Here is a 24026-nt window from a genome sequence, read left to right as displayed (position 1 = left end):
CCGGACCGGGGGTGTTGGGCCGCATGATCGGCACCGTCCCGCCGTCCCGGCAAGGGTGCCCCGGGTCGTCATTCGGGATGCGACGCGAAAAATGCCCCTGATCAGGGCAGGGCGCGGGCTGCCTCTGCCACCTCCGCGGGCGAGAGCGCGTCCAGCGGATCGCGCCGGAGGATCCGCACCGCAGGCCCGCGCGGGCCGCAGAGGGAGGGATCACTGTCCCCGCCGAAGAGGGCAACGGTCGGACAGCCCGCCGCGGCCGCCATGTGCGTCGGGCCGGTGTCGTTCCCCACCGCCAGGACCGCCCGGCGCGCGACCGCGGCGATCTCCTCCATGCTCGTCCGCCCCGTGAGGTCCTTCGTCGCGGGTTGGGCCGCCGCGATCGCGGCGGCCAGCGGCGCTTCCGCCCCAACCCCCAGCACCACGGCCGGAAGATCGAGTCCCGCCGCAAGCGCCGGGAAATGCGGCCAGCGCTTGCCCGGCCGGTGCGGGCTGGCGCCAGGAATCAGCAGAACGAAGCGCCCGGGCAGGCCGAGATGCGACACGTCGAGGTCGAGCCAGTCCAGGTCGGGCTGCGGAAAGTCGCGGATACCCGCGATCTGCAACTGGTCGCGCGTCCGCTCGACCGTGTGCATTACCTCGCGATAGGCGCCGCACTGCGGGTGGCTCGCGCCCCAGGCGATGCCGGACCAGTCGGCCCGCAGCCCGACGAAGGCGCGATAGCGCGAGGACCGGCCCGAATTCTGCAGGTCGTAGACCCGGTCGAAGCGCCCACCCCGCAGGCGGCGGAACAGGCGCCACACGCCTGGCAGGTCCGCCCAGCCCGGCCGGCCGCAATCCCAGACCTCGTCGAACCAGGGCATGCGGCGCGACAGGCCGGCATAGGGCTTCGTCGTCAGCAGCGTGATCCGCGCGGCGGGGTGATGCGCGCGGATCGCCGCGAAGGCCTCGAAGGCCTGCACGAAATCGCCGAGCGAGCCGAGCTTGATGACGAGGACGCGCCGGATCACGGCAGTTCCCGGTACACGTCGAGCGTCGCCGCCTGCATAGCGGCGGTGGTGTAGCGCGCGAGCACCGCCGCGCGCGCCGCGGCGCCGACGGTCCGCCGCTCGGCCGCCGGCATGGCCAGCACGCGCGACAGGGCGGTGGCGAGGGCCCCAGGATCGCCGGGCCGGACGCGCCACCCCGTCACGCCGTCCGCCACGGTCTCACGCGGACCACCGAGGTCGGAGGCGATGACGGGGCGCCGCATGGCCTGGGCCTCGATCACCGTCCGCCCGAAGGCTTCGGCGTCGGTGCTGGCATGAATCACCACGTCCGCCAGGGCCAGGGCCGCCGGCACGTCGGAGGCCGGCCCCGGGATCCGGACGGCATCGCCGAGCGTGGCCGCGACGCGCCGCAACTCCGCAACGTACTCGTCCCGCCCCTGCGCATCTCCGAGGAGCACGGCGACCGGACGCGGCTCCGGCAGCCTCCCCAGGGCGTCGAGCAGCACGCGCTGACCCTTCCAGCGCGTCAGGCGCCCGGGCAGGAGGATGACGCTGCGGTCCGCGGGGAGGTCCCAGGCGCGCCGCAGCGCCTCGACACGATCCGGCGATACGGCGTCCGGGTCGAAGCGGACGGGGTCCACGCCGCGAGGGATGACTCGTAGCCTGTCAGGCCCCACGCCGTACCGCTCCCGCACCACGGCCGCGATATGCTCGCTGATCGCGATCACGCGGTCCCCGCGCGCCATGACGGAATTGTAGAGGCGCTTGCCGGGAAAGCCCTCGTTGTAGGTGCCGTGATAGGTCGTGACGAAGTGCGCCCCGGCGCGCCGCGCCGCGATCAGCGCGGACCAGGCGGGAAAGCGGCTACGGGCATGGATGATCCGCACCCCCTCCCCTTGCGCCAGATGCCGCAGCGCGACGGCGTTCGCCGTCAGCGCGGCCGGTGACTTGCGATCCAGCGGCAAGGTCACGTGCCGCCCGCCGGCCGCCTCGACCTCCGCCGCCAGCGGGCCGCCCGCGGAGGCGACGACCGCGCGGAACCCGGCGGCGACGAGGGCCTGCGCGATCTCTACGGTCCCCCGTTCCACCCCGCCGGAGACGAGGGCGGGCAGCACCTGCAGCACGGCGGGCGCGGGGTCCGGCATGGCGCCGCCCCTTACAGCCGGCAGGCCGTCGCGTCACGCCGGGCTGGGCGCGGCGCGGTGCCCGTAGGTGGCGTCCAGCCGTTCCCGGAGATAGGCCGCGCCGGTCGTTGGCGGCCAGTTGGCGCGCCGGGACGGTCCCGTCGTGCCCGGCAGGGCCGCGACCAGCGCCTCGGGGTTCGGGTCCAGGAAGAAGGCGGCGGAATACCGCTCCCGCGCCGGGTTGCGGACCCGATGCGGCGTGGAAGCGTAGGTCCCGTTCGACCAGCGCATGAGGCAGTCGCCGATGTTGCAGACGAGGGCGCCAGGCACGTCGGGCACGTCGAGCCAGCGGCCGTCGCGACGGCGGACCTCCAGCCCCGGCGTGCCATCGGTCGCGAGGATCGTCAGGTTGCCGTAGTCGGTATGCTCACCCGCACCGAGCACGGCGGGATCGCCGCCTGCCGGGTAGCGAAGCAGCCGGAGCGTCGCGATGGGACGGTCCAGCTTGTCGTCGAAGAAGTCCTCGGGCTGGCCCAGGTCGAGCGCGAAACCCCTGTGCAGGCGCAGGCTGAGATCGTGGCAGGCAGCGAACCAGGCGAGCGTCGCGGAAGCCGGGCAGGTCAGGCCAGAGGTTCAGGCCCCGGAAGGGCACCCCGGCCGCGAGCTCCGGGTCATCCGGCGCCAGTTCCAGCCCGATGTTGAAGGCTTCCTTGTTGTCGGCGGGCCGCATCGGATCGAGCTGCTCTTCCGCGAGACCGACATAGCCCCGGTTATGCGGGGAGCGGCGGATGGAGGCCGCATCCTTCGTTGCGAAGGGCAACGCGAAGAAGGATCGCGCCGCTGCGAAGAGGGCGTCCCGACCGTCGGCGCCGATGCCGTGATTGACGACGAGGAAGAAGCCGGTGTTCCGGCAGGCATCACCGAGGGCGGCTGCCATGCGGGCGGTCGCCGCGGCGTCCTGGCCCAAGCCCGCGGCGTCGAGGATGGGAATGGCATCAATCATGGCCGCCGGTGGAGCAAGGATCGTGCCCTCACCCGCCCTTCACGCCCCCGGCCGTCAGCCCCTCCACGATCTGCTTCTGCGCGACGAGGGTCAGCAGCAGCACGGGCAGGGTGACCAGCAGGGCCGCCGCGGCCAGGGGTCCCCAGGACAGTTGCTCGAAGGTCAGCATGTTGTTGACGGCCACCGGCAAGGTCCGCGTCTCTCGCCCTGCCAGCACCACGGCGAAGATGAAGTTGTTCCAGGAGAAGATGAAGGACAGGATCATCGCGACGGTCATGCCGGGCTTCGCCAGCGGCAACGCCACATGCCGGAACGCCTGCCAGATCGTCGCGCCATCCACCAGCGCGGCCTCCTCAAGCTCGTTCGGCAGTCCCTCGAAGAAGCCGATCATGATCCAGACTACGATGGGGACGGTGATGACGAGGTGCGTGACGATGATCGGCGTCAGAGTCCCCGTCAGCCCCAGCCACTGGAACAGCAGGAAGAGGGGGATGAGGTAGGACAGTCCCGGCGTGATCCGCGCGATGAGGATGAGCACCGCCGCCCGGGTCGCCCGCATCTTCGCGATGCCGTAGCCCGCCGGCACCCCGATCAGCAGCGCCAGCGCCGTCGCCCCGAAGGACACGATGACCGAGTTGATGGTGTAGCGCAGGAAGTCGTTTCGCTCGAACACCGCGACGAAGTTGTCGAGGATCGGCGGGTTCGGGATGAAGACCGGCGGGTAGTCCGTGTTGTCCAGCTCCGTCTTCAGGGAAAGCGAGAGCATCCACAGGAAGACGAACAGCGCGGGGGAGATAAGCATCAGGACGGAGAAGCCGAAGCCGATGCGCCCGAGCCACCGCCGGACGAAGTAGGCCGCAGGCGAGCGGATCGTCAAAGCGCCGCCTTCGCCCGCGCGCGGGTCCAGAGCAGGACCATCGCCAGCATCACGATGATGGCGAAGAACACGACGACCACCGCGCTCGCATAGCCCATGTTGTAATACGCAAAGCCCTGCAGGTAGAGGAAGATGTTGATCGTCTCCGATGCCGTCCCAGGCCCGCCCTGGGTGATGACGTAGATCGTGTCGAAGGCCTTCAGCGCGTCGATCGTACGGATGATCAGGGCCACGACGATGAAGGGCATCAGCAAGGGCAGCGTCACGTGCCGGAAGGCCTGCCACGGCGTCGCGCCGTCGATCTTCGCGGCTTCGTAGGGGTCGGTCGGCAGCGACGCGATGCCACCGAGGACGATCAGCATCACGAGGGGCGTCCAGTGCCAGACCTCCACCATGACGAGGGTCGGGATGACGGTGGAAGCCTCATAGACCCAGAGGGAGGGCGGGATACCGACCGTGCTCAGCAGCCAGTTCAGCACGCCGAGCTGCGGGTGGAACATCATCGTCCAGACCAGTGCCACCGCCACCGGCGTCGCCATCATCGGCAGGATGAAGATCGTGCGCGCGAGGCCCCGCAGCGGGAACTGCCGGGCGAAGCACAGCGCCGCGGCCGTCCCGAGCAGCATCGGGATCACCACCGCCAGCGCCGTGAAGTAGAGGGTCCGAAGAACGGCCCACTGGAAGCGTTCGTCGCTGAACAGCCGGGCGTAGTTGCCGAGGCCAACGAAGGAGTGCCCGCCTCCGATTTTCCAATCATGCACGGACATGTACAGCGTGAATACCCATGGGAAGAGGATCACGCCGACCACCACGACCGCCGCCGGCACGATGAAGCCGGCGTAGCGCCGCGCGTAGTTGCGGCGGCGTGGGGCAGCCCGTGCCGCTGCCTCCCGCGCCGGAAGGGCGGCCGTGCTGCTCAGGAGGCCCGCTCCGATTGCTCGAGCACCGGCCGGAACGCGTCCGTCGCCTTCTTCAGTTCCGACGCCACGTCCGCGCCGCCGACCGTGTTCGTTAGCCCGATGCCGATGGTGTCGCGGAACTCGGTCACCGGCACGATCTCCGGCAACCCCGGCCGTCCGATCTGCTGGGACTTCAGCACCGTCTCGAACCACTCCCGCCCGAAGGGCGATCCCTGCATGATCGACGCGTCCTGGTACAGCGCGTCGCGCGGCGGCGTACCGGCGCCGGCGGACAGCATTCGGCCGAGCATCGCCTTCCCCGTCATGAACTGCGCGTAGAGATAGGCCGGCCCCTGCTTCGTGCTGGTCCGGCTGACGCCGATGCCGTCGCCGAAGATCGCGGAATGGTGCGCCTTCGGCCCGGGCGGCACGACGGCGAAGCCCACATCCTCCACCACCCGGCTGCGCTGGCGGTCCAGCAGCGGCATCGCGAAGCCCACGCCGTCCAGCCACATGCCCACGCGCCCCTGCATGAACGACGTCTGGCACTCGTTCCAGTTGAAGCCGACGACGCCCGGGGGCGCGGCCTCCCGCAGAAGGGTCTTGTACATCTCGCCGGCCCAGACGGCTTCCGGCCCATCCGTCGTCAGGCGGCCCTGGCGGTCGATCGTCTCCATGTCCTGGCCCAGCAGCCACGACGTCCAGACCGGCACATTGGCGTTGCGCAGCCCGCGGCCCACGAAGCCGAACTGCTGCCGCGACGCGTTGGTCAGCGCCTTCGCGTGGCCGACCAGTTCGTCCATGTTCCGCGGGTCCTGCAGCCCGCGTTCCCGGAACAGGCGGCGGTTGTAGTACATGATCCAGAAGTCGATGTTCAGCGGCAGGCTGTCGATCTTCCCGTCGGCCTGCGTCACGTAGCGTCGCCCGCCCTCGCTCAGCCCGTTCCAATCGTAGTCCGGCGCCGTCAGGTTCGGGTCCGCCAGCATCGGCCGCAGGTCGGACAGCCAGTTACCCCGCGCCGCCAGCCGCTTCTGCACGTGCAGCGCGATCGTCACCACGTCGAAGGAAGGGCGGCCCGAGGAGAACTCGATCGCGACCTTCTGCCGGTGCTGCTGCTCCGGGATGGACTCCGAACCGACCTGGATGCCCGTCAGCTCCGTGAACTCGCGGTGATACCGCTCCATGACATCGGAGCGCGGGGAGCGGGTCAGCGTGACCTCGATCCGCTCGCCCCGGAAGCGCCGCCAGTCGAACTGCGACTGCGCGTTCGCGCGCTCCACGATCGGCGGCGCGGCGAGAAGGCCGGCCCCGGCCATCAGGGCGAAGCGGCGGGTGATCTCGGTCATGACATTCCTCCGGCGGGCTTGGGCTCGCCCTTGGGCCGGGAGGGTCGCGCCGCTTGCCCGGCCAAGGCAAGCCCGATACGCGCCCCGCCATGGAAGAGCAGCGCGGCACCGTCCCACGATCCGACGGGGTGGCCCTGGCCTGGGCGCAGGTCCGGGGCGCCGGGCCGACGGTCGTCTTCCTCGGCGGCTACCATTCGGACATGGAGGGCTCGAAGGCCCTCCACCTCCGCGACCACTGCGCTGCCGCCGGCCGGGCCTTCCTCCGCATGGACTACTCGGGACACGGCATGAGCGGCGGCGCCTTCGAGGACGGCACGATCGGAACCTGGACCGACGACGCCGCGCAGGTCATCCAGGCGCGCGCCCCCGGCCCCCTGATCCTTGTCGGCTCCTCCATGGGCGGCTGGATCGCCCTGCTGCTGGCCCGGCGCTGGGGGGAGCAGCGGGTCGGCGCCGTCATCGGCATCGCCGCCGCGCCCGACTTCACCGAGGCCCTGATCCCCGGCGAACTCACCGACGAAGACCGCGTGACCCTCATGCGGGACGGCGTCCTGCGCCGCCCCTCCGCCTATGGCGACCCCATCCCCCTTACCGCGAGGCTGCTGGAGGAAGGCCGACAGCACCTCATGCTCCCCGGCCCGATTCCCTATGCCGGCCCGGTCCGGCTGCTGCAGGGCATGGCGGACCCCGACGTCCCCTGGCGTCATGCGCTCCGGATCATGGAGGCCTTGCCCGGCCCGGACGTCCGGCTGACCCTCGTGAAGGGCGGCGACCACCGGCTGTCGCGCCCGCAGGACCTCGCGCTGCTGACCTGGACTCTCGACGACCTCCCGGCGTCAGCCTGATCCGGGGATCGCGCGTGGAGTTCCGGGGGAGGCAGCACCAGCCCGCCTGCCGTCCGCCTCTTCCGTCAGGATACCGCGAAGCCCCTCCCGGTAGGTCGGGTAGCGCCAGGCGATCCCCAGCGCCGCCTTCGTCCGGTCATTCGCCACGCGGCGGCTCTCCGCCCAGAAGGACAGCGCCATCGGCGACATCGTCTCCCGCGCGACGTCGAAGGGTACGGGCGCCGGCGGCGCCACGTCCAACAGCCGCGCGGCCTCCTCGACGACGGCCGCGCTCTCCGCCGGTTCGTCGTCCACCAGATGGAGGACGCGGATCGCAGGCGGTCCCGACTGCTCCGCCGCCGCGAGGACCGCGAGCGCGATGTCGTCGCGGTGGATCCGCGAGAAGGCATGACCCGGCTTGATCGTCCGCCGCGCCGTGCCGTCCCGGAGGTCGTCGAAGGGGCTGCGGCCCGGCCCGTAGATCCCGCCGACGCGGAACAGGTCCACCGCGCAGGGCGGCGAGAAGGCCTCCCAAGCCCGCTCCGCATCCCGCCGCCGCCGGGCGCGGGCGAGGGTCGGCGCTGCTTCGGTGGTCTCGTCCACCCAGCCGCCGTCGCGGTCGCCGTAGACGGCGGTGGTGGAGAGGTAGCCGATCCACCGCGCCCGCCCATCGCGCAGCGCAGCGCAATGGGCCGCGAGCACCGGGTCCCCCGCCTCACCGGGCGCAGCCGTGACGACCACGTGGGTCGCGGTGGCGATGCCCTCCCCGGCGCGGTCGAAGGGCAGCACGGCCACGCCGGGGGGCGGCGCCGAGGCGGCCGGGTCGCGCCGCGTCCCCGCCACGCGCCAGCCACGCGACGCGGCCTCCCGCGCGATGGCTTCGCCGGCATAGCCCAGCCCGAGGACGAGGAGATCGCGGTCCATCCTTCCCCCATGCCCCGTCGGCGCACGGCCGAACAGGGGCGTCACACTGGCGGCACAGCGCAGGACACTTCGGCACCGGGCCGTTCGGCGGTATGGTTGCGGGGATGCGCCGCAACCACCGTCCCGCCCTGCTCGGCGCCTTCGCCGCCGCGCTGCTGGCGGCCGCGGCCGGCGGCGCCTGGTTCTGGATGCCCCAGGCGCCCCCGCCCCGCCGCCAGAGGCGACGGAGGAGGCCCTGCCCCTGCCGCCGGAGCCTCCGCGCGTCGCGGATTCGCCGGAGTATGAGGAATGCCTGGCGAAGCTGCGCGACGACGCCCAGGGCGCCTATGCCTACGCAGAAGCCTGGGCGGCTGCCGGCGGTGGCGACGGGGCGCGCCACTGCTCAGCCCTCGCCGTGCTCGCGCTGGGGGAGCCGGAGCGCGCGGCCCCGCGGCTGGAGGCGCTGGCCGCCTCGACCGGCGCCGGTACGGCGGCGCGTGCGGCCGTGCTGGGCCAGGCGGGGCAGGCCTGGATGGTGGCGGGCCAGCCGACGCGGGCCTTCGGGGCGATCACGATGGCGCTCGCGCTGACGCCGGAGGACGTCGACCTGCTGATTGATCGTGCCATCGCCGCTGCCGCGATGGGCCGCCTGCGCGACGCCTTCGCCGACGCCGACCGCGCCAGCAGCCTGGACCCGCAACGGGTCGAGCCCTGGATTTACCGCGCCGCCGCCCTGCGCCGCCTCGACCGGCCGCAGGAAGCCCTGCGCGACATCGAACGCGCCCTCGCACTGGACCCCGCGAGCCCGGAAGCGCTGCTGGAACGGGGGATCCTGCGGCAGTTGCAGGGCGACTCGGCGGGTGCCCGAGCGGATTGGGAGAGCGTCATCGCCAACTCCCCGGACAGTGCCGCGGCCGACCTGGCGCAGCAGAACCTCGCGCTGAACGAGGCTGGACCCTCCCGCCGCTGAACATCTCCGGGGCTGGTCCTCCGATCGTCAGGTGCGACGGCGCCGTTCTTCCACGCGGTTGGGCGGACGCGCGACAGCGGTGACCGACCGGGGAAGCGCCGGGACGGCGGCGATCCGTCGGGCCCGGCGGCGAGGTGACGCGCACCGTCTGGATGGGTCTGGCCGCGGCTGAGCTGCAGGGCTGGATCGGACGGGTTCGTCGAGCACGCGAACGGGCGACTGGCGCGGGTCATCCCGGTCGTGTCCGACGCACATCCGGTCGGCGTGCGGCATCGCCGCCACGCACGCGAACCGGACGCGGTCGAAAGGATGTCCCTGCCGTCCGCGACGAGCGATCCGGTCGGAGGGCGCCGCACGAAGGGTGAGGCGCCCGCTGGTTAGCACGCCGGAAGGGGTCGCGGCCGGGCCCGGTAAAGCGCGTAGGGCGGCGGCGTCACCAACCGCCGCATCACGGACCGCAATGCGGTAGGGCCAGTCCCGCGTCGAATGCGACGCCGGCGACGGCAGCCCCCGCCCCTGCGGTTGGGACGCGAAGGGGCGGGAGACCGCGCATCGAAGCAGAGGTGACCCCCCGGCGTCAGTGGCCCTGGTCGGTCGCAGGGTCCGAGTTGAGGAGGGCGTAGCGCTCGATCCCAATCTTCTCGATGAGCGTGGACTGGGCGTGGAGGTAGTCGTGGTGGTGTTCCTCGTCCCGCAGGATGTTCAGCAGAAGGTCGCGGGAGACGTAGTCGCGCACGGATTCGCAGCGGGCGATGCCCTCCTTCAGATCGGCGATGGCCTTGATCTCCAGCTTCTCGTCGCACTGGAGGACTTCCAGGACGGACTGGCCGATGAGGATGGGAGTCAGGCGCTGCACATTGGGTAGGCCGTCGAGGAAGAGGATGCGGTTGATCAGGTCGTCCGCGTGCTTCATCTCCTCGATCGACTCCTCGTATTCCTGCTTGCCGAGGCGGGTGACGCCCCAGTGGCGCAGAAGGCGCGCGTGCGGGAAGTACTGGTTGATCGCGGTGAGCTCGTTCGTGAGCTGCGTGTTGCGATGTTCGATGACCTTCGGGTCGCCGGGCATGCGCGGGGCTCTCGTGTTTGCGGCAGGGTTGCCCGGCGATGGCGCGTTCGCAAAGCGGCCGGGTCAGTCGCCCGCGACCGGGGCGCCCGGCGCCGGGCGGAGGGTGTCGAGCACATGTGCGGTGCAGCCGCCGCACTGCGCCTGGCAGCCGCATCCCGCATAGACGTCGTGCACGCGGTCGGCGCCGGCGGCGATGGCGGCCTTGATCTGGGTGTCGGTCAAGCCGTTGCAATTGCGAATGGCTTTGCAAGGCATTCGCAACTTCTAGGCGGGCCAGGGAACCGGTCGGTGGGGCCCGGGCCCGGTCTCCCGATCTCTGCGCCGAAATCGCGGTCCTACGCCGCCTCCCTCACGACCCGCAGGACGTCCAGGCCGTAGCGGTCCAGCTTCGACGCGCCGACGCCGTGGATGGCCGCGAGTTCGTCGATGGTGCGCGGCTTGGCCAGCGCGATCTCGGCGAGGGTGCGGTCGGGGAAGATGACGTAGGCCGGGACGGATTGGCGCGTCGCCTCGTCCTTGCGCCAGGCGCGGAGCGATTCGAAGACGCCGTTGTCCGGGGGGCGGAGCGGGGTTCGGCGAAGGCGGGGGCCCCTCCCCTCGCCCGCGGCGGCTTGGGGCGGCGCGCCGGCGTGGCGTCGCGAAGGGCGGATTCGCGGAGCATCACCGTCTCCGTGCCGCGCAGGATCGGGCGGGCGGCTTCGGCGACGCGATAGATCGGCAGGTTGGTCTCGCCGCCCATCTCCAGCGCGCCGCGGGCGAGGAGGTGGCGGGCGATGCCGCGCCAGGCCGCTTCCGCGACGTCGCGGCCGATGCCGAAGACCGAGAGGCGGTCATGGCCGAACTGGGTCACCTTCGGCGTATCCTCGCCGCGCAGGACGTCCACGACGTGGCGCAGGCCGAAGCGGTTGCCCGTCTTGTGCACGGCGGAGAGGAGCTTGCGCGCGGCCTCGGTGCCATCCACCAGCCGCGGGGGATCAAGGCAGGCGTCGCAGTTGCCGCAGCGTTCGGGGGCCTCGTCGCCGAAGCAGCGGAGGAGGAGACGGCGGCGGCAGGTCGCGGACTCGACGATGGCGACCAGGCGGTCGAGGCGTTCGTGGTCCAGGCGCTTCTGCGTGTCCGGCGCGCCGCCTTCCTCGATGCGCTTGCGCGCCATCGCGATGTCCTCGGCGCCGTAGAGGAGGAGCGCGCGGGCGGGCTGGCCGTCACGTCCGGCGCGGCCGATCTCCTGGTACCAGGCCTCGGGGCCGCCGGGCAGCGCGAGGTGGGCGACCCAGCGCACATCGGGGCGGTCGATGCCCATCCCGAAGGCGATGGTCGCGGCCATGACGACGGGGTCGCCAGAGGCGAAGCGTCGCTCGGCGGCGCGGCGTGAATCGCTGTCCATGCCGGCGTGATAGTGCAGCGCGTCCCAGCCTTCCTTCTTCAGGCGGGTCGCGGTGCGTTCCGTCTCCGCGCGGGACGGGCAGTAGATGATGCCGGCACCGCGGCCGTCGGAGGCGTCGTCCATGAAGGCGCGGAGCTGGCCCGCGGCGTCGTCGCGCGGCGCGACGCCGATGCGGATGTTCGGGCGGTCGAAGGTGCCACGGAATACCGGCGTGTCCAGCAGCGACAGGCGTTCGCGGATGTCGTGGACGGTCCGTTCGTCCGCCGTCGCCGTGAGGGCGACGCGGGGGACCGTCGGGAAGCGTTCCGCGAGCATCGTGAGCAGGCGGTATTCCGGGCGGAAGGCGTGGCCCCAGGCGGAGATGCAATGCGCCTCGTCCACGGCGAACAGGGCGATGTCGCTGCGCGCGAGGCGTTCGGCGGTGCCTTCGAGCGCCAGGCGCTCGGGGGAAACGTAGAGGAGCTTCAGGCGGCCATTCGCGAGGTCGCGGGTGACCTTCGAGCGTTCCTCCTCGTCCAGGCCGGAGTGCAGGGCCGCGGCCGCGACGCCCTGCTGCCGTAGAGCGGCGACCTGGTCCTCCATCAGCGCGATGAGGGGCGACACGACGACGCCGAGGCCGGGGCGGCAGAGCGCGGGGACCTGGTAGCAGAGCGACTTGCCGCCGCCGGTCGGCATCAGGACGAGGCCCGAGCCACCGGCGGTGACGTGCGCCACCACCTCCTCCTGCATGCCGCGGAAGGCAGTGAAGCCGAAGACGTCGTGCAGCACCGTCCCGGGATCGAGGTGGTCCTCGGCGAGGAGCGTGCTCATCGCGCGCTCCCCGCGTCGCACCACGGCGCGCGGCGCATCAGGCGCGACCGCGCGCGGATGGTCGGTGGAGTCAGTTGCCGATCGCGATCTCGACGCGGCGGGATTCGGTCGGCACGGCCTCGAAGGGCACTGGGCCGCGGGGCTGGACGATGATGTTCTGCGCCGGGACGCCGGCGGAGACCAGGCCATCCCGGACCACCTGGGCGCGGGCTTCGGACAGGGCGCGGTTGAAGGCCTGGCCGCCGGCCGGGCCGGCGAAGCCGCGCACCGTGACCCGCGCGCTCGAGGATCGGGCGGCCGCGGCGGCATCGTTCACCGTCTGCTGGGCCGTGGGGCTGATCAGGGCGCTGTCCTCGGTGAAGAAGACCACGCGCAGCGGCTGCGGAGGCTCCGTCGCGCAGGCGGCCAGGAGGGGAAGGGTCGCCAGGACGGCGAGGACGGTGCGGCGCATCGAGGACTCCGGTCGCGCTACGGGCGTGCGCCGGGTTCGGCGCGCGGGGATCGCGCGGGAGGGATGCGGCGACCGCGCTGATTCGGTCAAGTTCCAGGAAAGACACGGTGACGGCAGGTGGCACGCGGCCCCCTGCGGCACCAGGGGCGGCGCTTGGGGACGCGGGCGGAACGACGCGGCGCTGTCGCCGCAGTGTCACGCGCGCTGCGGGTGCGGCGCGGATGTCCTTCGATGTTGCGCGGGTGCGCCGCGTCGCGCGCCGGGCGGGTCGCTGCCCGGCCGCCGGGTGCGTCACGCCGCGGCGGGCAGCGCGCGGCCGCCGGCGAGGCGCAGGATGCGGGTGGGGCGCTCCACGCCAGTGAGGCGGTGAGTGATGAGGATGGCGCTGCGGCCGCCGAGCGCGTCGTCAAGGGTGGAGAGGAAGTCGCGCTCCGTGTCCGCGTCCAGGCCGGCGGTGGGTTCGTCGAGGATGATGACGGAGGCCGGGGATAGGAGCGCGCGGGCCAGCGCGATGCGGCGGGACTGGCCGCCGGAGAAGCGGCCCCCACCCTCGCCGCAGCGAGTGGCGAGGCCGTCGGGCAGGGAGCGGATCAGGTCGGCAATGTGGGCGCGTTCGAGGGCGTGCCAAAGCGCGGCGTCGGGCGCGTCGGGGGCGGCAAGGCGGAGGTTCGCGGCGACGGTGTCGTCGAAGAGGGTGGCGTCCTGGGTCAGCGTCGCAATGCGGGCGCGAACCGTCTCGGCGGTGAGGGTGGCGTAGTCGGCGCCACCGAGGGCGATCGTGCCGGACCCCGGGGCCGCGAGCTTGAGGAGGAGCGCGGCGAGGGTGGACTTGCCGCTGCCGGAGGGGCCGAGGAGGGCGAGGCGGGCGCCCTCCGGCAGGTCGAAGGACAGACCGTCGAAGACGAGGGGCCGGTCGGGGGACCAGCGGAAGGAGAGGTCGCGGACGGCAATGGCGTGGCCGGCCGGGCTGGCCGAGGTCCCGGGGTCCGTGACGGCCGGGATGCGGTCGGAGGCCTCGAAGAGGCGGCGGGCGCCGGCGGCGGCCAGCGCGAGGGAGGAACCGGCGCGGGGGAGAAGGCCGACGGTCTCGGCCGCCGCGGTGACGAGGAAGAGGGCGATGACGGTGCCGGCCACGGCGGCGGAGCCGGAGGCGACTCCCCAGGCGAGGGCGGCCAGGAGGGCGGCCTGGGTCAGGATGGTGCCGGCCGCCGAGCCGAGGGCGCCGGCGCGGACGAGACGGCGCCGCGCAGCGTCCATGCGCCCGGCGGCGGTGGCGATGGCGGCGATGGCGCGGGGTTCGGCGTTGGCGGCGGCGATGTCTTCCAGGGCCATCAGGGGCTGGGCGGCCTCGGCGCGGAGGGTGCCGGTGGCCTCGGCGGTTGCCGCGGCGGCGCGGGCGGCGGCCGGGGCGACGAGGATGGGGAGGAGGAGTGCGGCGGCGAGCGGGATCGCGACGAGGGCGGCGAGGGTCAGCGACATGGCGCCGAGGATGACGGCGATGGCGAGGACGACGACGGCCGCCGCGGCGAGCGGCACGAGCGCGCGGAGATAAAGGCCGTCGAGCGCCTCGACGTCGGAGACGAGGCGTCCCAGGAGGTCGCCGCTGCGCATCCCCGGGCCGGTGGGCAGGCGGGCGGCGAGGCGCCGGAAGAACCACACGCGCGTGTCGGCCAGCGCCCGGAAGGTCGCGTCATGGGCAACCATGCGGTCGGCCCAGCGCAGAAACGGGCGGAGGAAGATCAGGGGGCGGAGGAGGATGAGGGAGGCGGAGGCCGCGACGACCGTCCCCGTCGCGAGGCCGCTCGCGACGCCGTCGCCGGCGAAGGTCAGGAGCGCGATGCCGGCGAGGGCGGAGATGCAGGCGACGACGGCGCCGGCGACCAGGAGGCCGGTGCGGTTGCGCCAGAGACCGAGGACGCGGAGGAGGTCACGCGCCGGGCCAGTCTCGCCCGTGGTCGCATGCGTGGTCGCACTCGTGGTCCGGGGCGTCGGGGCGGTGTCTTGGGCAGTCGCGCTCATCGGTGGTGCGATCAGGTCAGGTCAGGTCAGGGCGGCGCGGCGCGGCGCGACGGGAATGCCGGCATCGAGTTCCAGCACCTTGGGGAAGCGGGCGCGGAGCGCGGGGGAATGGCTGGCGATGACGGCCGTGCGGCCGACGAGGCTGGCGCGGAGGCCGTCGAGGACGGCGGATTCCGACGCAGGGTCGAGGTAGGCGGTGGGCTCGTCGAGGAGGACGAGCGGCGCGTCGCGGAGGACGGCGCGGGCGAGGGCGACACGGAGGCGCTGGCCGCCGGAGAGGCCGATGCCCCCCTCCCCCAGCATCGTGTCGAGGCCGTGGGGAAGGTCATCGAGGAAATCTGCGACGCGTGCGGTGCGGATGGCCTGGAGGAGCGCGGCCTCGTCCGCGTCGGGGCGGCCAAGGAGGATGTTCTCGCGCAGCGTCGCGCGGAGGATGGCAGGGCGCTGCGGCAGGTAGGAGACGAGGCGGCGGAGTTCCTCCGGCGCAAGGGCGAGGGCGTCGCGGCCGTTGAGGGCGATCCGGCCCGAATCCGGGCGGGCGAAGCCCATCAGCAGGCGCAGGACGGACGACTTGCCGCTGCCGGAGGGTCCGGAGAGGACCAGGACCTCGCTCGGCAGGACGCGGAAGGAGATGTCGTTCAGGGCGAAGGGGCGGGCGGGGTCGGGGCGCCAGGACAGGCGGTCCACGGTGAGCGTGACGGCGGGCGGGACCTCTTCGAGGCGCAGGCCGGTCAGGGCGGGGGCGTTCAGGACAGGGGCGAGGGCGGCGGCGGCGCCGCGCGCGGAGAGGCCCTCGTGATAGGTCGCGGAGAAGGCACGGAGCGGGGCGAAGAAGGCGGGCACGAGGAGGAGGCAGAAGAGGGCGGCCACCGGATCGGGGTGGCCGCCGGTCACGAGGTTGCCGTGGCGCCAGGCGAGGCAGCCGAGGATCGCCGCGGCGATCAGTTCCATGAGCCCAGAGGAGAGGAAGGCGATGCGGAGGACGCGCATCGTGCGGCGCCGCAGTTCGGCGGCGGCGGTGCCGAGGGCGTCGGCCTCCGCGTCCTGCCGGCGGAACAGGACGAGGGTGGGCAGGCCGCGCATGCGGTCGAGGAAGCGCCCGGACAGGCGCTCCAGCGCGTCGAACTGGCGGCGCGAGGCGATGGCGGCACCGATGCCGGAGACGGCCATGGCGACGGGGACGAGGAGGCCGCCGGCGGCCAGGATGGCGCCGGAGACCGGGTCCGCGACGGCCGCGGCCAGGGCGACAAGGGCCGGGGAGGCGATGGCGAGGGTCGCGGCGGGGATCCAGCGGGCGAAATATCCGTCCAGGGCCTCGACCCTGTCCACGAGGAGGGAGGTTCCCTCGCCTGCCGGGCGGGTGCCGGGAGTTTCGCGCAGGAGGCGGGCGGCGAGGCGGGCGCGGAGGCCGGCGCGGGCGGCCTCACCGGCACGGGCGGAGACGGATTCGGCGGCGACGGCCAAGGCGGCGCCGAGAACGGCCAGGACGGCGGCGCCGATCAGTTCGGGCCAGCCGGCGGTGCCGAAGCCCAGCAGCGCCGCGAGCAGGCGGGCGACGAGGAACGCGCCGCCGATGCCGCAGGCCGTGACGCCCAGGCCGAGCAGGACAGGGCGGAGGAGTGAAGATCGGCCCTCCTTCGCCGCGGCGGCGAGGAGGAGTCGGGCCGGGTCGTGGCGGCCGGCTTGGCCTCGGAGGCGTGACATCTGATCGGCACGTTAGACCGGGTGGGGTGGGGTGGGAACCTGACGGCAGGATGTGGGACCGTTTTGCGGGTCCGCGATCCGCCGGATCGATGCCGCGTTCACCCCCTGGCGCATGGCATGGGGGGTGCTACGGCGCGTCGGGCGCCGCGGCCGGGCTCCTGACCGAGACGAGGGCGATTCGCGGCGCCGGGCCGCTCGGGGCAGGGTTGGGCGGCGTGGGGCCGCGTTGTTCAGGGGGAGGACGCGGCGTGCTGCCGACGCATGGGCGCTACGGGTACGTGGGCTGGGGGGAACGGGCGCGGTGGGCCTGGCCGGGCGGGGCGCGGCTGGCGGTATACCTCGGGGTCAACCTGGAGCACTTCGCCTTCGGCGAGGGGTTGGGGGCGGAGCTGGCGCCCGGGGGACCGCAGCCCGACGTGCTGAACTTCGCCTGGCGCGATTACGGAAACCGGGTCGGGGCGTGGCGGCTGATCGAGCTGCTGGACGAGTTGTCCCTGCCCTGCACGGTGCTGCTGAACAGCGCGATGTACGACTACGCGCCGTCTCTCGTTGCGGCGCACCGGGCGCGGGGGGACGAGATCGCGGGACATGGGCGGACGAATTCCGAGCGGCAGTCGGTGATGGGCGAGGACGCCGAGCGGCGGCTGATCGAGGAGAGCACGGCGGCGATCCTGCGCCACGAAGGGGTGGCGCCGATGGGGTGGCTGTCGCCGTGGATCGCGGAGAGTGCGGCGACGCCGGACCTGCTGGCGGAGACGGGGTATCGCTACACGCTGAACTGGTGTTCCGACGACCAGCCGGTGTGGCACGCGGTGCGGGGCGGCGGGCGGCTGCTGGCCGTGCCGTACCCGCAGGAGGTGAACGACATCCCGTCCGTGGTGGCGCGGAAGGATTCGGTCGCTCAGTTCTGCGACATGATCGTGGACGACTTCGACGAGCGGCTGCGGCAGGTGCGGGACGGCGTGGCGCAGGTGATGGGGATCGCGCTGCATCCCTACATCATCGGGCAGCCCTACAGGTTGCGGGCGCTGCGTCGGGCGCTGTCGCATATCGCGGCGCGGCGGGACGTGGTGTGGGTTTGCCGGGCGGCGGACGTGTACCGGCATGTCGCGGCCTTGCCCGAAGGGAGCGTGGCGTGACGGTGCATCACGCGGGCTCGCGGCGCTTGCCGGGGACACGGTAGGGCGCTTCGCCGCGCAGGACGGCGAGGGCCTCGTCCAGGCGGCGGGCCACCGTCGCCGGGGTCTTCGCGGAGGCGACGCGGTGAGCGAGGCCGCGTCGCGCGCCGGGCGTCATCGCGTTCCAGGCGGCCTTCGCCTTGTGGTCCGCCTCCAGGGCGCGATCCAGGGCTTCCGGCGTTTCGACGGTGTCCGGGGGTTCGACGCGGAAGCGGACCTCGACGACGTCGCCGGGCTTGATCTCCGCCGTGCGGATCAGGTCCTTCGAGAGCATGAGGAACCAGCGCCCGCGGACGGGCTGCCACGCGCCGCCGAAGGGGATGTCGGCGACCTCGCCGCTCGCGCGCAGGCGGTTGCCCGGCGGGAAGTCGAGGGTGGCGGCAAGATCGGGCGGGAGGAAGACGACGGTGTACCGGTAGGTGCCGACGTCGTGGAGGACGACGGGTGCCTCGAAGCGGTGGGGGTAGGCGGGCATCGCGCGTCAGGCGCCGCGATGCGTTTGGGGCGTGTGCGTGCGGCTCATCGGGCGGGGTCCTCGGTGGCGGTGATGTCGATCGTTGCCGGTCAAGATGGATGCCCCGTGGCGCCGGGGACCCAGACCTGGCCGTCGAACAGGCGCCGCGCGGTGCGGTAGAAGCCGCCGCTCTCGGCTTGCCAAGCGCCGGCGGGGTCACGCGTGACCTCGGCGGCCACGGTGAGGACGCCGGAGGGCATGCCGATGCGGAGCGATGCGCCGTTCCGCCCCGTCGCTTCGTGGACCAGGGTGCCGTCGATCCGTGCCGCGACGGCGGCGCAGAGGGAGATGGTGAGCGGCAGGGCGCGGTGGGGCTGGCCGTTGGACAGGATGCGTGCGGCGAGGTCATGCGTTGCCGTCGTGAACTCCTCGCCGGTGAGGCTACGGAAGGGCGCGGGCGGGGCGACGACGCCGATGAACGGGATGGCGCTGATCGCACGGGCCGCCGCGAGGTCGGGCGCGATGCCCATGGCCACGGAGCCGGCGGCGCGGATCGCGGCGAAGCGGGCGAGGAGGTCGGGACGCGATTCGATCTCGTCCGGGAGTTCGCGGCCGGTGAGGCCAAGATCGGCGGCACGGAGGAAGACGCAGGCGTTGGCCGCATCGACGAGGGAAGCTTCGAGGCGGCCGATGCCTCCGACGTCGAGCACGTCGCGAGGGTTGCCGGTTGGAAGGAGGCGGCCGGTGGAGGCACCGCCGGGCTCAAGGAAATCCAGGCGGATCGGCGCGCCGGTGCCGGCCACGCCGGGGATGGCGAGGTCGCCATTCCCGCGCGTCCGGCCGTCGAGCACGGGGAAGGTCGCGCGGATGATCTTGCGCGTATTGGTGTTGTGGATTCGAACGGTGGCGGTGTCGCCGGGGGCGTGGACCAGGCCCTCATCCACCGCGAAGGGGCCGATGGCGGAGGACATGTTGCCGCAGTTGCTGCGGTAGCCCACGCAGGTCTCGCGCACCTGCACCTGGGCGAAGGTGTAGTCGAGGTCGGCATCGTCGCGGGTGGACGGGCCGATGACGCAGACCTTGGAGAGGGAGGAGACCCCTCCCCCCATGCCGTCCAACTGGCGACCATAGGGGTCGGGACTGCCCATCAGGGCCGTGAAGAGGGGTGCCCATTCCGCGCGGTCCGCCGGAAGGTCGCGGGCGTGGAACATCACGGCCTTGCTGGTGCCGCCGCGGTAGAAGGCGGCGGGGATGGGGCGCATGGCGCCGGGCCGGTCAGAACGTCACGACGCTGCGGATGCTCTTGCCCTCATGCATCAGGTCGAAGGCGTCGTTGATGCGGTCGAGCGGCATGGTGTGGGTGATCAGGCTGTCGATGTCGATCTTTCCCTCCATGTACCAGTCCACGATCTTGGGTACATCGGTGCGGCCGCGTGCGCCGCCGAAGGCGGATCCGCGCCAGTTGCGGCCGGTGACGAGCTGGAAGGGACGCGTGCTGATTTCCTGCCCGCTGGGGGCGACGCCGATGATGACGGAGGTTCCCCATCCCCGGTGCGTGCATTCCAGGGCCTGGCGCATCGTCGCGGTGCTGCCGATGCATTCGAAGGAGAAGTCGGCGCCGCCGTCCGTCACGTCCTGGATGGCCTGCACGACCTTGTCGCGGCCGACGTCGTCGGGATTGACGAAATGGGTCATGCCGAACTTCTTCGCCTTCTCGGCCTTGGCGGGGTTGAGGTCTACGCCGACGATGCGGTCGGCGCCTACCATGCGCGCGCCCTGGATGACGTTGAGGCCGATGCCGCCGAGGCCGAAGACCGCGACGGTCGCTCCGGGCCAGACTTTCGCGGTGTAGATGACGGCGCCGATGCCCGTCGTGACGCCGCAGCCGATGTAGCAGATCTTTTCGAACGGGGCGTCGGGCCTGACTTTGGCAACCGCGATCTCCGGCAGGACCGTGAAGTTCGAGAAGGTGCTGCAGCCCATGTAATGGAAGACGGGCTTGTCGGGCGCGTCGCAGGAGAAGCGCGACGTGCCGTCGGGCATGACGCCCTTGCCCTGCGTCGAGCGGATCGCCGTGCAGAGGTTGCTGCGCTGGGACAGGCAGGTTTTGCAGGCGCGGCATTCCGGCGTGTAGAGCGGGATGACATGGTCGCCGGCCTTGATGCTGCTGACGCCGGCGCCGACCTCGCGCACCACGCCAGCGCCCTCATGTCCCAGGATGCAGGGGAAGAGACCTTCGCTGTCGAGGCCGGAGAGGGTGTAGGCATCGGTGTGGCAGACGCCCGTCGCCATGATCTCGACGAGGACCTCACCGGGCTTGGGGCCTTCGAGGTCCACCGTCTCGATCGTCAGCGGCTTGTTGGCTTCCCAGGCGACGGCGGCGCGGGTCTTCATGGCGGGCGTGGTCCCTTCCCTCTTCGGGGCGGAGAGTAGCCGCGGGGCGTGGGGTCAGGCCAGGAGGCGGCGGATCACGTGGCGGTAGCGGGCGGCGATGACGTCACGGTCGCGGTGGCGGCCGTCCTGGACCAGCGATTCGGCCGCGACGACCGAGGTACGGACGGGGTTGGCCTGGCCGGAGAAGACCCATGCGTCCAGGAGTGCGTCGGCCTCGTGCCCGGCCAGGGTCGGGTGGCTGTCATCCAGTTCGACGAGGTCGCAGCGATGGCCGGGGGCGATGGCGCCGGTCAGCGTACCGGAGGCGCGGGCGCCGCCGGCGAGGACCGCGCGTAGCAGGGCGGCGCCGGGATGCGGGTCCCTGTCGTCAGCCGCGAGGCTGCGGGCCTGATCGCGCAGGCGCTGCGAGGTTTCGAGCTGGCGGAGCTCGTCGCGGGGCGCGGTGCCGACATGGCTGTCTGTGCCGATGGCGATCCGGCCGCCCGCGCCGCGGAAGGTCGGCAGGTCGAAGATGCCGTCGCCGAGGGAGGCTTCGGTCGTCGGGCAGAGCCCGGCGGTCGCGCCCGTGCGCGCCAGGCCTTCGCTTTCCACGCGCAACAGGTGGGTGCAGTGGATGAGGCACCAGCGCCGGTCGAGTGGGGCGTTGTGGAGCAGCCATTCGACAGGACGCGCGCCGGTCGCGGCCAGGCACTCCTCCACCTCCCGCGTCTGTTCGGCGGCGTGGATGTGGACGGGGCCGGGGTAGTGCGCGACCTCCGCCAGCATCGCCGGCGTCACGGCGCGGAGGGAATGGGGAGCAACGCCGAGGTTGGCGCGGGGGCGGGTGCGGACGGCCTCGGCGCAGCGCTCCATGACGCGGGCGAAGCCGTCGAGGTCATTCAGGAAGGGGCGCTGGCCCGGGTTCGGGTCGCGGCCGAAGATGCCGCCGTGGCGGTAGAGCGACGGGAGGAGGGTAAGGCCGATTCCCGTCGCGTCCGCGGCGGCAAGGTGACGGAGGGCCATCTCCGCCCGGTCGGCGTAGGGCGTCCCGTCCGGCTGGTGGTGAAGGTAGTGGAACTCCACGAGGTGGGTGAAGCCGTGTTCGAGGCATTCCACGTGCAGCTGCGCGGCAACGGCCTCCGCGTCGTCGGGCGTGAGACGGGTGACGAAGCGGTACATCGTCTCGCGCCACGTCCAGAAGGAATCCCGGCCGGCGGGGGAGCGGCGCTCGGCGGCGCCGGCCATGGCGCGTTGGAACGCGTGGGAGTGGATGTCGGGGACGCCGGGGATGGCGTGACCCGGCAGGCGCTGCGCGGCGCCGGGCGCGGCGTCCGGCGTGACGCGGATGATCGTGCCGCTGTCGTCGGCTTCGACCAGGACGTCGCGGGCCCAGCCATCCGGGAGGAGGGCCCAGGCGGCGTGGAAGGCCGTCACGGATTCGGCGGATCGGCGGGCTTGCGGGACGCGCCGTCCAGCAGCGGGAAGGAAGGGGCGGGTGATGGCGCGGCCGCGTCGAGCAGGGCGAAGTTCGCGGGCTCCGGCGTCGGGAGATTCAGCAGGGCCATGGTGGTCGTGGAAGGTGGCGCGACCTCGGGTTCGGCGGCCCAGGTGACGCGCTGGAGGTAGGTGGAGAGAAAGCGGCGGAGTCGCGGCTCCTCCGGCTTGCCGAAGACGGCGCGGGCCGGGCCGTCCACGAGCTTCTTGCCGTGGTCGAGAAAGATCGCGCGGGACGCGACGTTGGCGACGAAGCCCATCTCGTGGCTCACGACGAGCATCGTCTGTCCCGCCTCGGCCAGGGCGCGGATGACTTCCAGCACCTCCGTCGTCAGCTCGGGGTCGAGGCTGGCGGTGGGTTCGTCGAAGAGGATGATGCGCGGCTCGACCGCGAGGGTGCGGGCGATGGCGACGCGCTGCTGCTGGCCACCTGAGAGCTGCGCGGGGCGGCGATCGGCGAGCGAGCGCAGGCCGACACGGTCCAGCATGGCGTCGGCGCGGGACGCGGCCTCGGCCTTGGACATCCTGCGGGCGAGGCGGAGGGCAAGGGCGACGTTCTCGCGCGCGGTCAGGTGGGGCCAGAGGTTGAACTGCTGGAAAACCATGCCGACCGTGCCGTCGCCCGGGCGGGGCTCGCGGCCTTCCACGGTGACGCGCCCTGCCGTCAGGGTATCGAGGCCGGCGATGCAGCGGAGTAGGGAGGACTTGCCGGAGCCGGAGGGGCCGATGATGCCGACCACTTCGCCCCGCGCGACGTCGAGGGCGATGCCGTCGAGGATGAGGGTCTCACCGACCTGGCGGCGGACGGAGTCCACGCGGAGGAAAGCGGTCATGCGAGGGCAGCCTGGATTTTCTCGGGCTGGGTGGTGCCGAGGGTCGCGCGGGCGATCGCGCGTTCGAGGCGGCGCGCGGCCCAGGCGGTAAGCTCGACGAGGAGCCAGTAGCCGAGCGCGAGGGCGAGGGTCGTCTGGGCGAAGGCGAAGGTGGCGCTGCCGACGCCGGAGACGGTGAAGGTCAGTTCGGGCACGGTGATGATGGAGAGGATCGCCGTTTCCTTGATGAGGATGACGGAAAGGTTGGCGAGCGCCGGCAGGACGGCGAGCGCCATTTCGGGCAGCAGGATTCGGGCGACCGTCTGCGGCGTCGTCAGGCCGAGGAGGCGCGCGGCTTCCGTGTGACCGGGTGGGATGGCCCGGAAACCGGCGCGGAAGACCTCGGAGAAGTAGGCGGCGGCGTAGACGGAGAGGGCGAGCCAGCCTGCGACGATCGGCGTCAGGTCGAGGCCAATAAAGGGGCCGCCGAAGTAGAGGAGGAAGGCCTGCACGAGGAAGGGGATGCCGCGGACGACCTCGACGATCGCGAGGAGGAGCCAGTTCAGGGGCGCGGGGCCGAAATGGCGCGCGATGGCCACGAACAACCCGGCGGCGAGGCCGGTGGTCACGGAAGCCAGCCAGATCGCGACGGTCAGGGGCAGTCCGCGGGCGACGGCGTCCAGGGTATCGAGAACGACGTTCACGCGCGGCGCCCGCCCCAGCCGACCGCCATCAGGGCGAAGTTGATGACGAGGTAGATGGCGCCGCAGAGCGCGTAGGAGGGCAGCGGCTGGAAGGTGGAGGACGCGATGGCCTGGCTGGCGCGCGTCAGTTCGAGGATGCCGACCACGGAGACGAGGGAGGAGGCCTTCATGATCATGATGGCCTCGTTGACGATGGCCGGGCGCATGGCGGAGGCCGCGATCGGCAGGCGGATGCGGAGGAAGGTCTGCACCGGCGTCAGGCCGAGAAGGCGGGCGGCCTCGACCGAGCCGGCGGGAACGATGGCGAGGCCGCCGCGCAGGATTTCCGCCATGTAGGCCGCGCAGCAGAGGCCGAGCGTGCCGACAGCCGCGACGATCGCCGGGATGTCCAGGCCGATGAAGGGCAGCGCGTAATAGGCGAGCAGCAGTTGCACCAGCAGCGGCACGCCCCGGAAGAAGGAGATGTAGGTCGCGGCGAAGGCGCGCGCCCATCGGGCCCGCACCGTCGCGGCGGCGGCGATGACCGCCCCCGCCGCGAAGCCGAGCGCGATCGCGGCGAGGGAGACGAGGATCGTGGCCACCGAGGCGCGCAGCAGCGCGGGCAGCGCCTCCTCGATGAAGGCCCAGTCCATCACGGCAACACGG

The 24026-nt window shown here is 72.4% G+C and carries 24 protein-coding genes and 1 pseudogene; 3 read left to right on the top strand and 22 right to left on the bottom strand.

Features of this window, described 5'->3' with window-relative positions; genetic code table 11:
- Nucleotides 1-101: 101 nt before the first annotated feature.
- The 7 genes from ACE7GA_RS19585 to ACE7GA_RS19555 form a co-directional block, all read right to left on the bottom strand.
- Nucleotides 102-1007, bottom strand: coding sequence for a glycosyltransferase family 9 protein (locus tag ACE7GA_RS19585; protein WP_376090302.1), 906 nt, complete (start codon nt 1005-1007; stop codon nt 102-104).
- Entirely contained in the window at nt 1004-2131 is a 1128-nt protein-coding gene (locus ACE7GA_RS19580) for a glycosyltransferase family 4 protein (RefSeq protein ID WP_376090299.1), read from the bottom strand. The genes ACE7GA_RS19585 and ACE7GA_RS19580 overlap by 4 nt, the downstream gene beginning before the upstream one ends.
- A gap of 33 nt (nt 2132-2164) precedes the next feature.
- The gene (locus ACE7GA_RS19575) at nt 2165-2554 is read right to left on the bottom strand and encodes a 2OG-Fe(II) oxygenase family protein (protein ID WP_376090296.1); all 390 of its coding nucleotides are present in this window, start codon (nt 2552-2554) and stop codon (nt 2165-2167) included.
- Nucleotides 2538-3113 carry a 2-oxoglutarate and iron-dependent oxygenase domain-containing protein gene (locus ACE7GA_RS19570; RefSeq protein WP_376090293.1) on the bottom strand — a complete coding sequence of 192 codons (576 nt, stop codon included), beginning with the start codon at nt 3111-3113 and terminating at the stop codon, nt 2538-2540. Before ACE7GA_RS19570 ends, ACE7GA_RS19575 begins: the two co-directional genes overlap by 17 nt.
- Nucleotides 3114-3141: 28 nt before the next feature.
- Nucleotides 3142-3990 (bottom strand): carbohydrate ABC transporter permease, encoded by an 849-nt coding sequence (locus ACE7GA_RS19565; RefSeq protein WP_376090290.1) that lies wholly within the window; start codon nt 3988-3990, stop codon nt 3142-3144.
- Complete coding sequence (locus tag ACE7GA_RS19560) at nt 3987-4817, bottom strand: carbohydrate ABC transporter permease (RefSeq protein ID WP_376090287.1); 831 nt, start codon at nt 4815-4817, stop codon at nt 3987-3989. Before ACE7GA_RS19560 ends, ACE7GA_RS19565 begins: the two co-directional genes overlap by 4 nt.
- 89 nt (nt 4818-4906) lie before the next feature.
- Nucleotides 4907-6235: an ABC transporter substrate-binding protein gene (locus tag ACE7GA_RS19555; RefSeq protein ID WP_376090284.1), complete on the bottom strand. Its 1329-nt coding sequence runs from the start codon at nt 6233-6235 to the stop codon at nt 4907-4909.
- Nucleotides 6236-6324: 89 nt separating this feature from the next.
- On the opposite strand from ACE7GA_RS19555, the gene ACE7GA_RS19550 reads away from it, so the two are divergent.
- Nucleotides 6325-7080 carry an alpha/beta hydrolase gene (locus ACE7GA_RS19550; protein ID WP_376100384.1) on the top strand — a complete coding sequence of 252 codons (756 nt, stop codon included), beginning with the start codon at nt 6325-6327 and terminating at the stop codon, nt 7078-7080.
- On the opposite strand, the gene ACE7GA_RS19545 is transcribed toward ACE7GA_RS19550, so the two are convergent.
- Nucleotides 7072-7983 carry an SDR family NAD(P)-dependent oxidoreductase gene (locus ACE7GA_RS19545; RefSeq protein ID WP_376090281.1) on the bottom strand — a complete coding sequence of 304 codons (912 nt, stop codon included), beginning with the start codon at nt 7981-7983 and terminating at the stop codon, nt 7072-7074. The two genes, ACE7GA_RS19550 and ACE7GA_RS19545, sit on opposite strands and share 9 nt — an antisense overlap.
- Before the next feature lie 394 nt (nt 7984-8377).
- Here ACE7GA_RS19545 and ACE7GA_RS19540 point away from each other — a divergent pair, with 394 nt between their 5' ends.
- The gene (locus tag ACE7GA_RS19540) at nt 8378-8932 is read left to right on the top strand and encodes a tetratricopeptide repeat protein (protein WP_376090278.1); all 555 of its coding nucleotides are present in this window, start codon (nt 8378-8380) and stop codon (nt 8930-8932) included.
- A gap of 577 nt (nt 8933-9509) precedes the next feature.
- Here the strand turns inward: ACE7GA_RS19540 and bfr are convergent.
- From bfr to cydD, 7 genes and pseudogenes are all read right to left on the bottom strand, one after another.
- On the bottom strand, nt 9510-9998 hold the full coding sequence (gene bfr, locus ACE7GA_RS19535) for a bacterioferritin (protein ID WP_376090275.1): 489 nt from the start codon (nt 9996-9998) through the stop codon (nt 9510-9512).
- A gap of 63 nt (nt 9999-10061) precedes the next feature.
- Nucleotides 10062-10220: a bacterioferritin-associated ferredoxin gene (locus ACE7GA_RS19530; RefSeq protein WP_376090272.1), complete on the bottom strand. Its 159-nt coding sequence runs from the start codon at nt 10218-10220 to the stop codon at nt 10062-10064.
- A gap of 113 nt (nt 10221-10333) precedes the next feature.
- A complete protein-coding gene (locus ACE7GA_RS19525; RefSeq protein WP_376100381.1) occupies nt 10334-10648 on the bottom strand; it encodes an HRDC domain-containing protein in 315 nt (104 codons plus the stop codon).
- Nucleotides 10649-10698: 50 nt separating this feature from the next.
- Nucleotides 10699-12111 (bottom strand): annotated as a pseudogene (locus ACE7GA_RS19520) (RecQ family ATP-dependent DNA helicase); the annotation flags it as partial.
- A gap of 151 nt (nt 12112-12262) precedes the next feature.
- Nucleotides 12263-12643, bottom strand: coding sequence for an OmpA family protein (locus tag ACE7GA_RS19515; protein ID WP_376090269.1), 381 nt, complete (start codon nt 12641-12643; stop codon nt 12263-12265).
- Nucleotides 12644-12934: 291 nt separating this feature from the next.
- Nucleotides 12935-14662 (bottom strand): thiol reductant ABC exporter subunit CydC, encoded by a 1728-nt coding sequence (cydC, locus tag ACE7GA_RS19510; RefSeq protein WP_376090266.1) that lies wholly within the window; start codon nt 14660-14662, stop codon nt 12935-12937.
- A 21-nt stretch (nt 14663-14683) separates the two neighbouring features.
- A complete protein-coding gene (gene cydD, locus ACE7GA_RS19505) occupies nt 14684-16366 on the bottom strand; it encodes a thiol reductant ABC exporter subunit CydD (protein ID WP_376090263.1) in 1683 nt (560 codons plus the stop codon).
- A 248-nt stretch (nt 16367-16614) separates the two neighbouring features.
- Between cydD and ACE7GA_RS19500 the strand changes: the two genes are divergently transcribed.
- Nucleotides 16615-17505 (top strand): polysaccharide deacetylase family protein, encoded by an 891-nt coding sequence (locus ACE7GA_RS19500; RefSeq protein ID WP_376090260.1) that lies wholly within the window; start codon nt 16615-16617, stop codon nt 17503-17505.
- Nucleotides 17506-17512: 7 nt separating this feature from the next.
- Here the strand turns inward: ACE7GA_RS19500 and ACE7GA_RS19495 are convergent, their stop codons facing one another.
- From ACE7GA_RS19495 to ACE7GA_RS19465, 7 genes are all read right to left on the bottom strand, one after another.
- Nucleotides 17513-18019: a YdeI/OmpD-associated family protein gene (locus tag ACE7GA_RS19495; RefSeq protein WP_376090257.1), complete on the bottom strand. Its 507-nt coding sequence runs from the start codon at nt 18017-18019 to the stop codon at nt 17513-17515.
- A gap of 89 nt (nt 18020-18108) precedes the next feature.
- Nucleotides 18109-19260: a 2-methylaconitate cis-trans isomerase PrpF family protein gene (locus ACE7GA_RS19490; protein ID WP_376090254.1), complete on the bottom strand. Its 1152-nt coding sequence runs from the start codon at nt 19258-19260 to the stop codon at nt 18109-18111.
- 13 nt (nt 19261-19273) lie between these two features.
- Nucleotides 19274-20392: an S-(hydroxymethyl)glutathione dehydrogenase/class III alcohol dehydrogenase gene (locus ACE7GA_RS19485; RefSeq protein WP_376090251.1), complete on the bottom strand. Its 1119-nt coding sequence runs from the start codon at nt 20390-20392 to the stop codon at nt 19274-19276.
- Nucleotides 20393-20446: 54 nt separating this feature from the next.
- Nucleotides 20447-21805: a formimidoylglutamate deiminase gene (locus ACE7GA_RS19480; protein WP_376090248.1), complete on the bottom strand. Its 1359-nt coding sequence runs from the start codon at nt 21803-21805 to the stop codon at nt 20447-20449.
- Entirely contained in the window at nt 21802-22698 is an 897-nt protein-coding gene (locus ACE7GA_RS19475; protein WP_376090245.1) for an amino acid ABC transporter ATP-binding protein, read from the bottom strand. The genes ACE7GA_RS19480 and ACE7GA_RS19475 overlap by 4 nt, the downstream gene beginning before the upstream one ends.
- Nucleotides 22695-23381: an amino acid ABC transporter permease gene (locus ACE7GA_RS19470; RefSeq protein WP_376090242.1), complete on the bottom strand. Its 687-nt coding sequence runs from the start codon at nt 23379-23381 to the stop codon at nt 22695-22697. The genes ACE7GA_RS19475 and ACE7GA_RS19470 overlap by 4 nt, the downstream gene beginning before the upstream one ends.
- A complete protein-coding gene (locus ACE7GA_RS19465; protein WP_376090239.1) occupies nt 23378-24013 on the bottom strand; it encodes an amino acid ABC transporter permease in 636 nt (211 codons plus the stop codon). The genes ACE7GA_RS19470 and ACE7GA_RS19465 overlap by 4 nt, the downstream gene beginning before the upstream one ends.
- Between the last annotated feature and the right edge of the window lie 13 nt (nt 24014-24026).

This window comes from Roseomonas sp. CCTCC AB2023176 (assembly GCF_042259275.1).
Lineage (GTDB): Bacteria > Pseudomonadota > Alphaproteobacteria > Acetobacterales > Acetobacteraceae > Roseomonas.
This window is presented reverse-complemented; position numbering and strand designations above follow the sequence as displayed.

Coding starts and splice junctions, on each gene's coding strand:
- ACE7GA_RS19555 (WP_376090284.1), bottom strand. CDS start 6,235: ATGACCGAGATCACCCGCCGCTTCGCCCTGATGGCCGGGGCCGGCCTT.
- ACE7GA_RS19475 (WP_376090245.1), bottom strand. CDS start 22,698: ATGACCGCTTTCCTCCGCGTGGACTCCGTCCGCCGCCAGGTCGGTGAG.
- ACE7GA_RS19570 (WP_376090293.1), bottom strand. CDS start 3,113: ATGATTGATGCCATTCCCATCCTCGACGCCGCGGGCTTGGGCCAGGAC.
- cydC (WP_376090266.1), bottom strand. CDS start 14,662: ATGAGCGCGACTGCCCAAGACACCGCCCCGACGCCCCGGACCACGAGT.
- cydD (WP_376090263.1), bottom strand. CDS start 16,366: ATGTCACGCCTCCGAGGCCAAGCCGGCCGCCACGACCCGGCCCGACTC.
- bfr (WP_376090275.1), bottom strand. CDS start 9,998: ATGCCCGGCGACCCGAAGGTCATCGAACATCGCAACACGCAGCTCACG.
- ACE7GA_RS19485 (WP_376090251.1), bottom strand. CDS start 20,392: ATGAAGACCCGCGCCGCCGTCGCCTGGGAAGCCAACAAGCCGCTGACG.
- ACE7GA_RS19545 (WP_376090281.1), bottom strand. CDS start 7,983: ATGGACCGCGATCTCCTCGTCCTCGGGCTGGGCTATGCCGGCGAAGCC.
- ACE7GA_RS19580 (WP_376090299.1), bottom strand. CDS start 2,131: ATGCCGGACCCCGCGCCCGCCGTGCTGCAGGTGCTGCCCGCCCTCGTC.
- ACE7GA_RS19490 (WP_376090254.1), bottom strand. CDS start 19,260: ATGCGCCCCATCCCCGCCGCCTTCTACCGCGGCGGCACCAGCAAGGCC.
- ACE7GA_RS19465 (WP_376090239.1), bottom strand. CDS start 24,013: ATGGACTGGGCCTTCATCGAGGAGGCGCTGCCCGCGCTGCTGCGCGCC.
- ACE7GA_RS19550 (WP_376100384.1), top strand. CDS start 6,325: ATGGAAGAGCAGCGCGGCACCGTCCCACGATCCGACGGGGTGGCCCTG.
- ACE7GA_RS19495 (WP_376090257.1), bottom strand. CDS start 18,019: ATGCCCGCCTACCCCCACCGCTTCGAGGCACCCGTCGTCCTCCACGAC.
- ACE7GA_RS19515 (WP_376090269.1), bottom strand. CDS start 12,643: ATGCGCCGCACCGTCCTCGCCGTCCTGGCGACCCTTCCCCTCCTGGCC.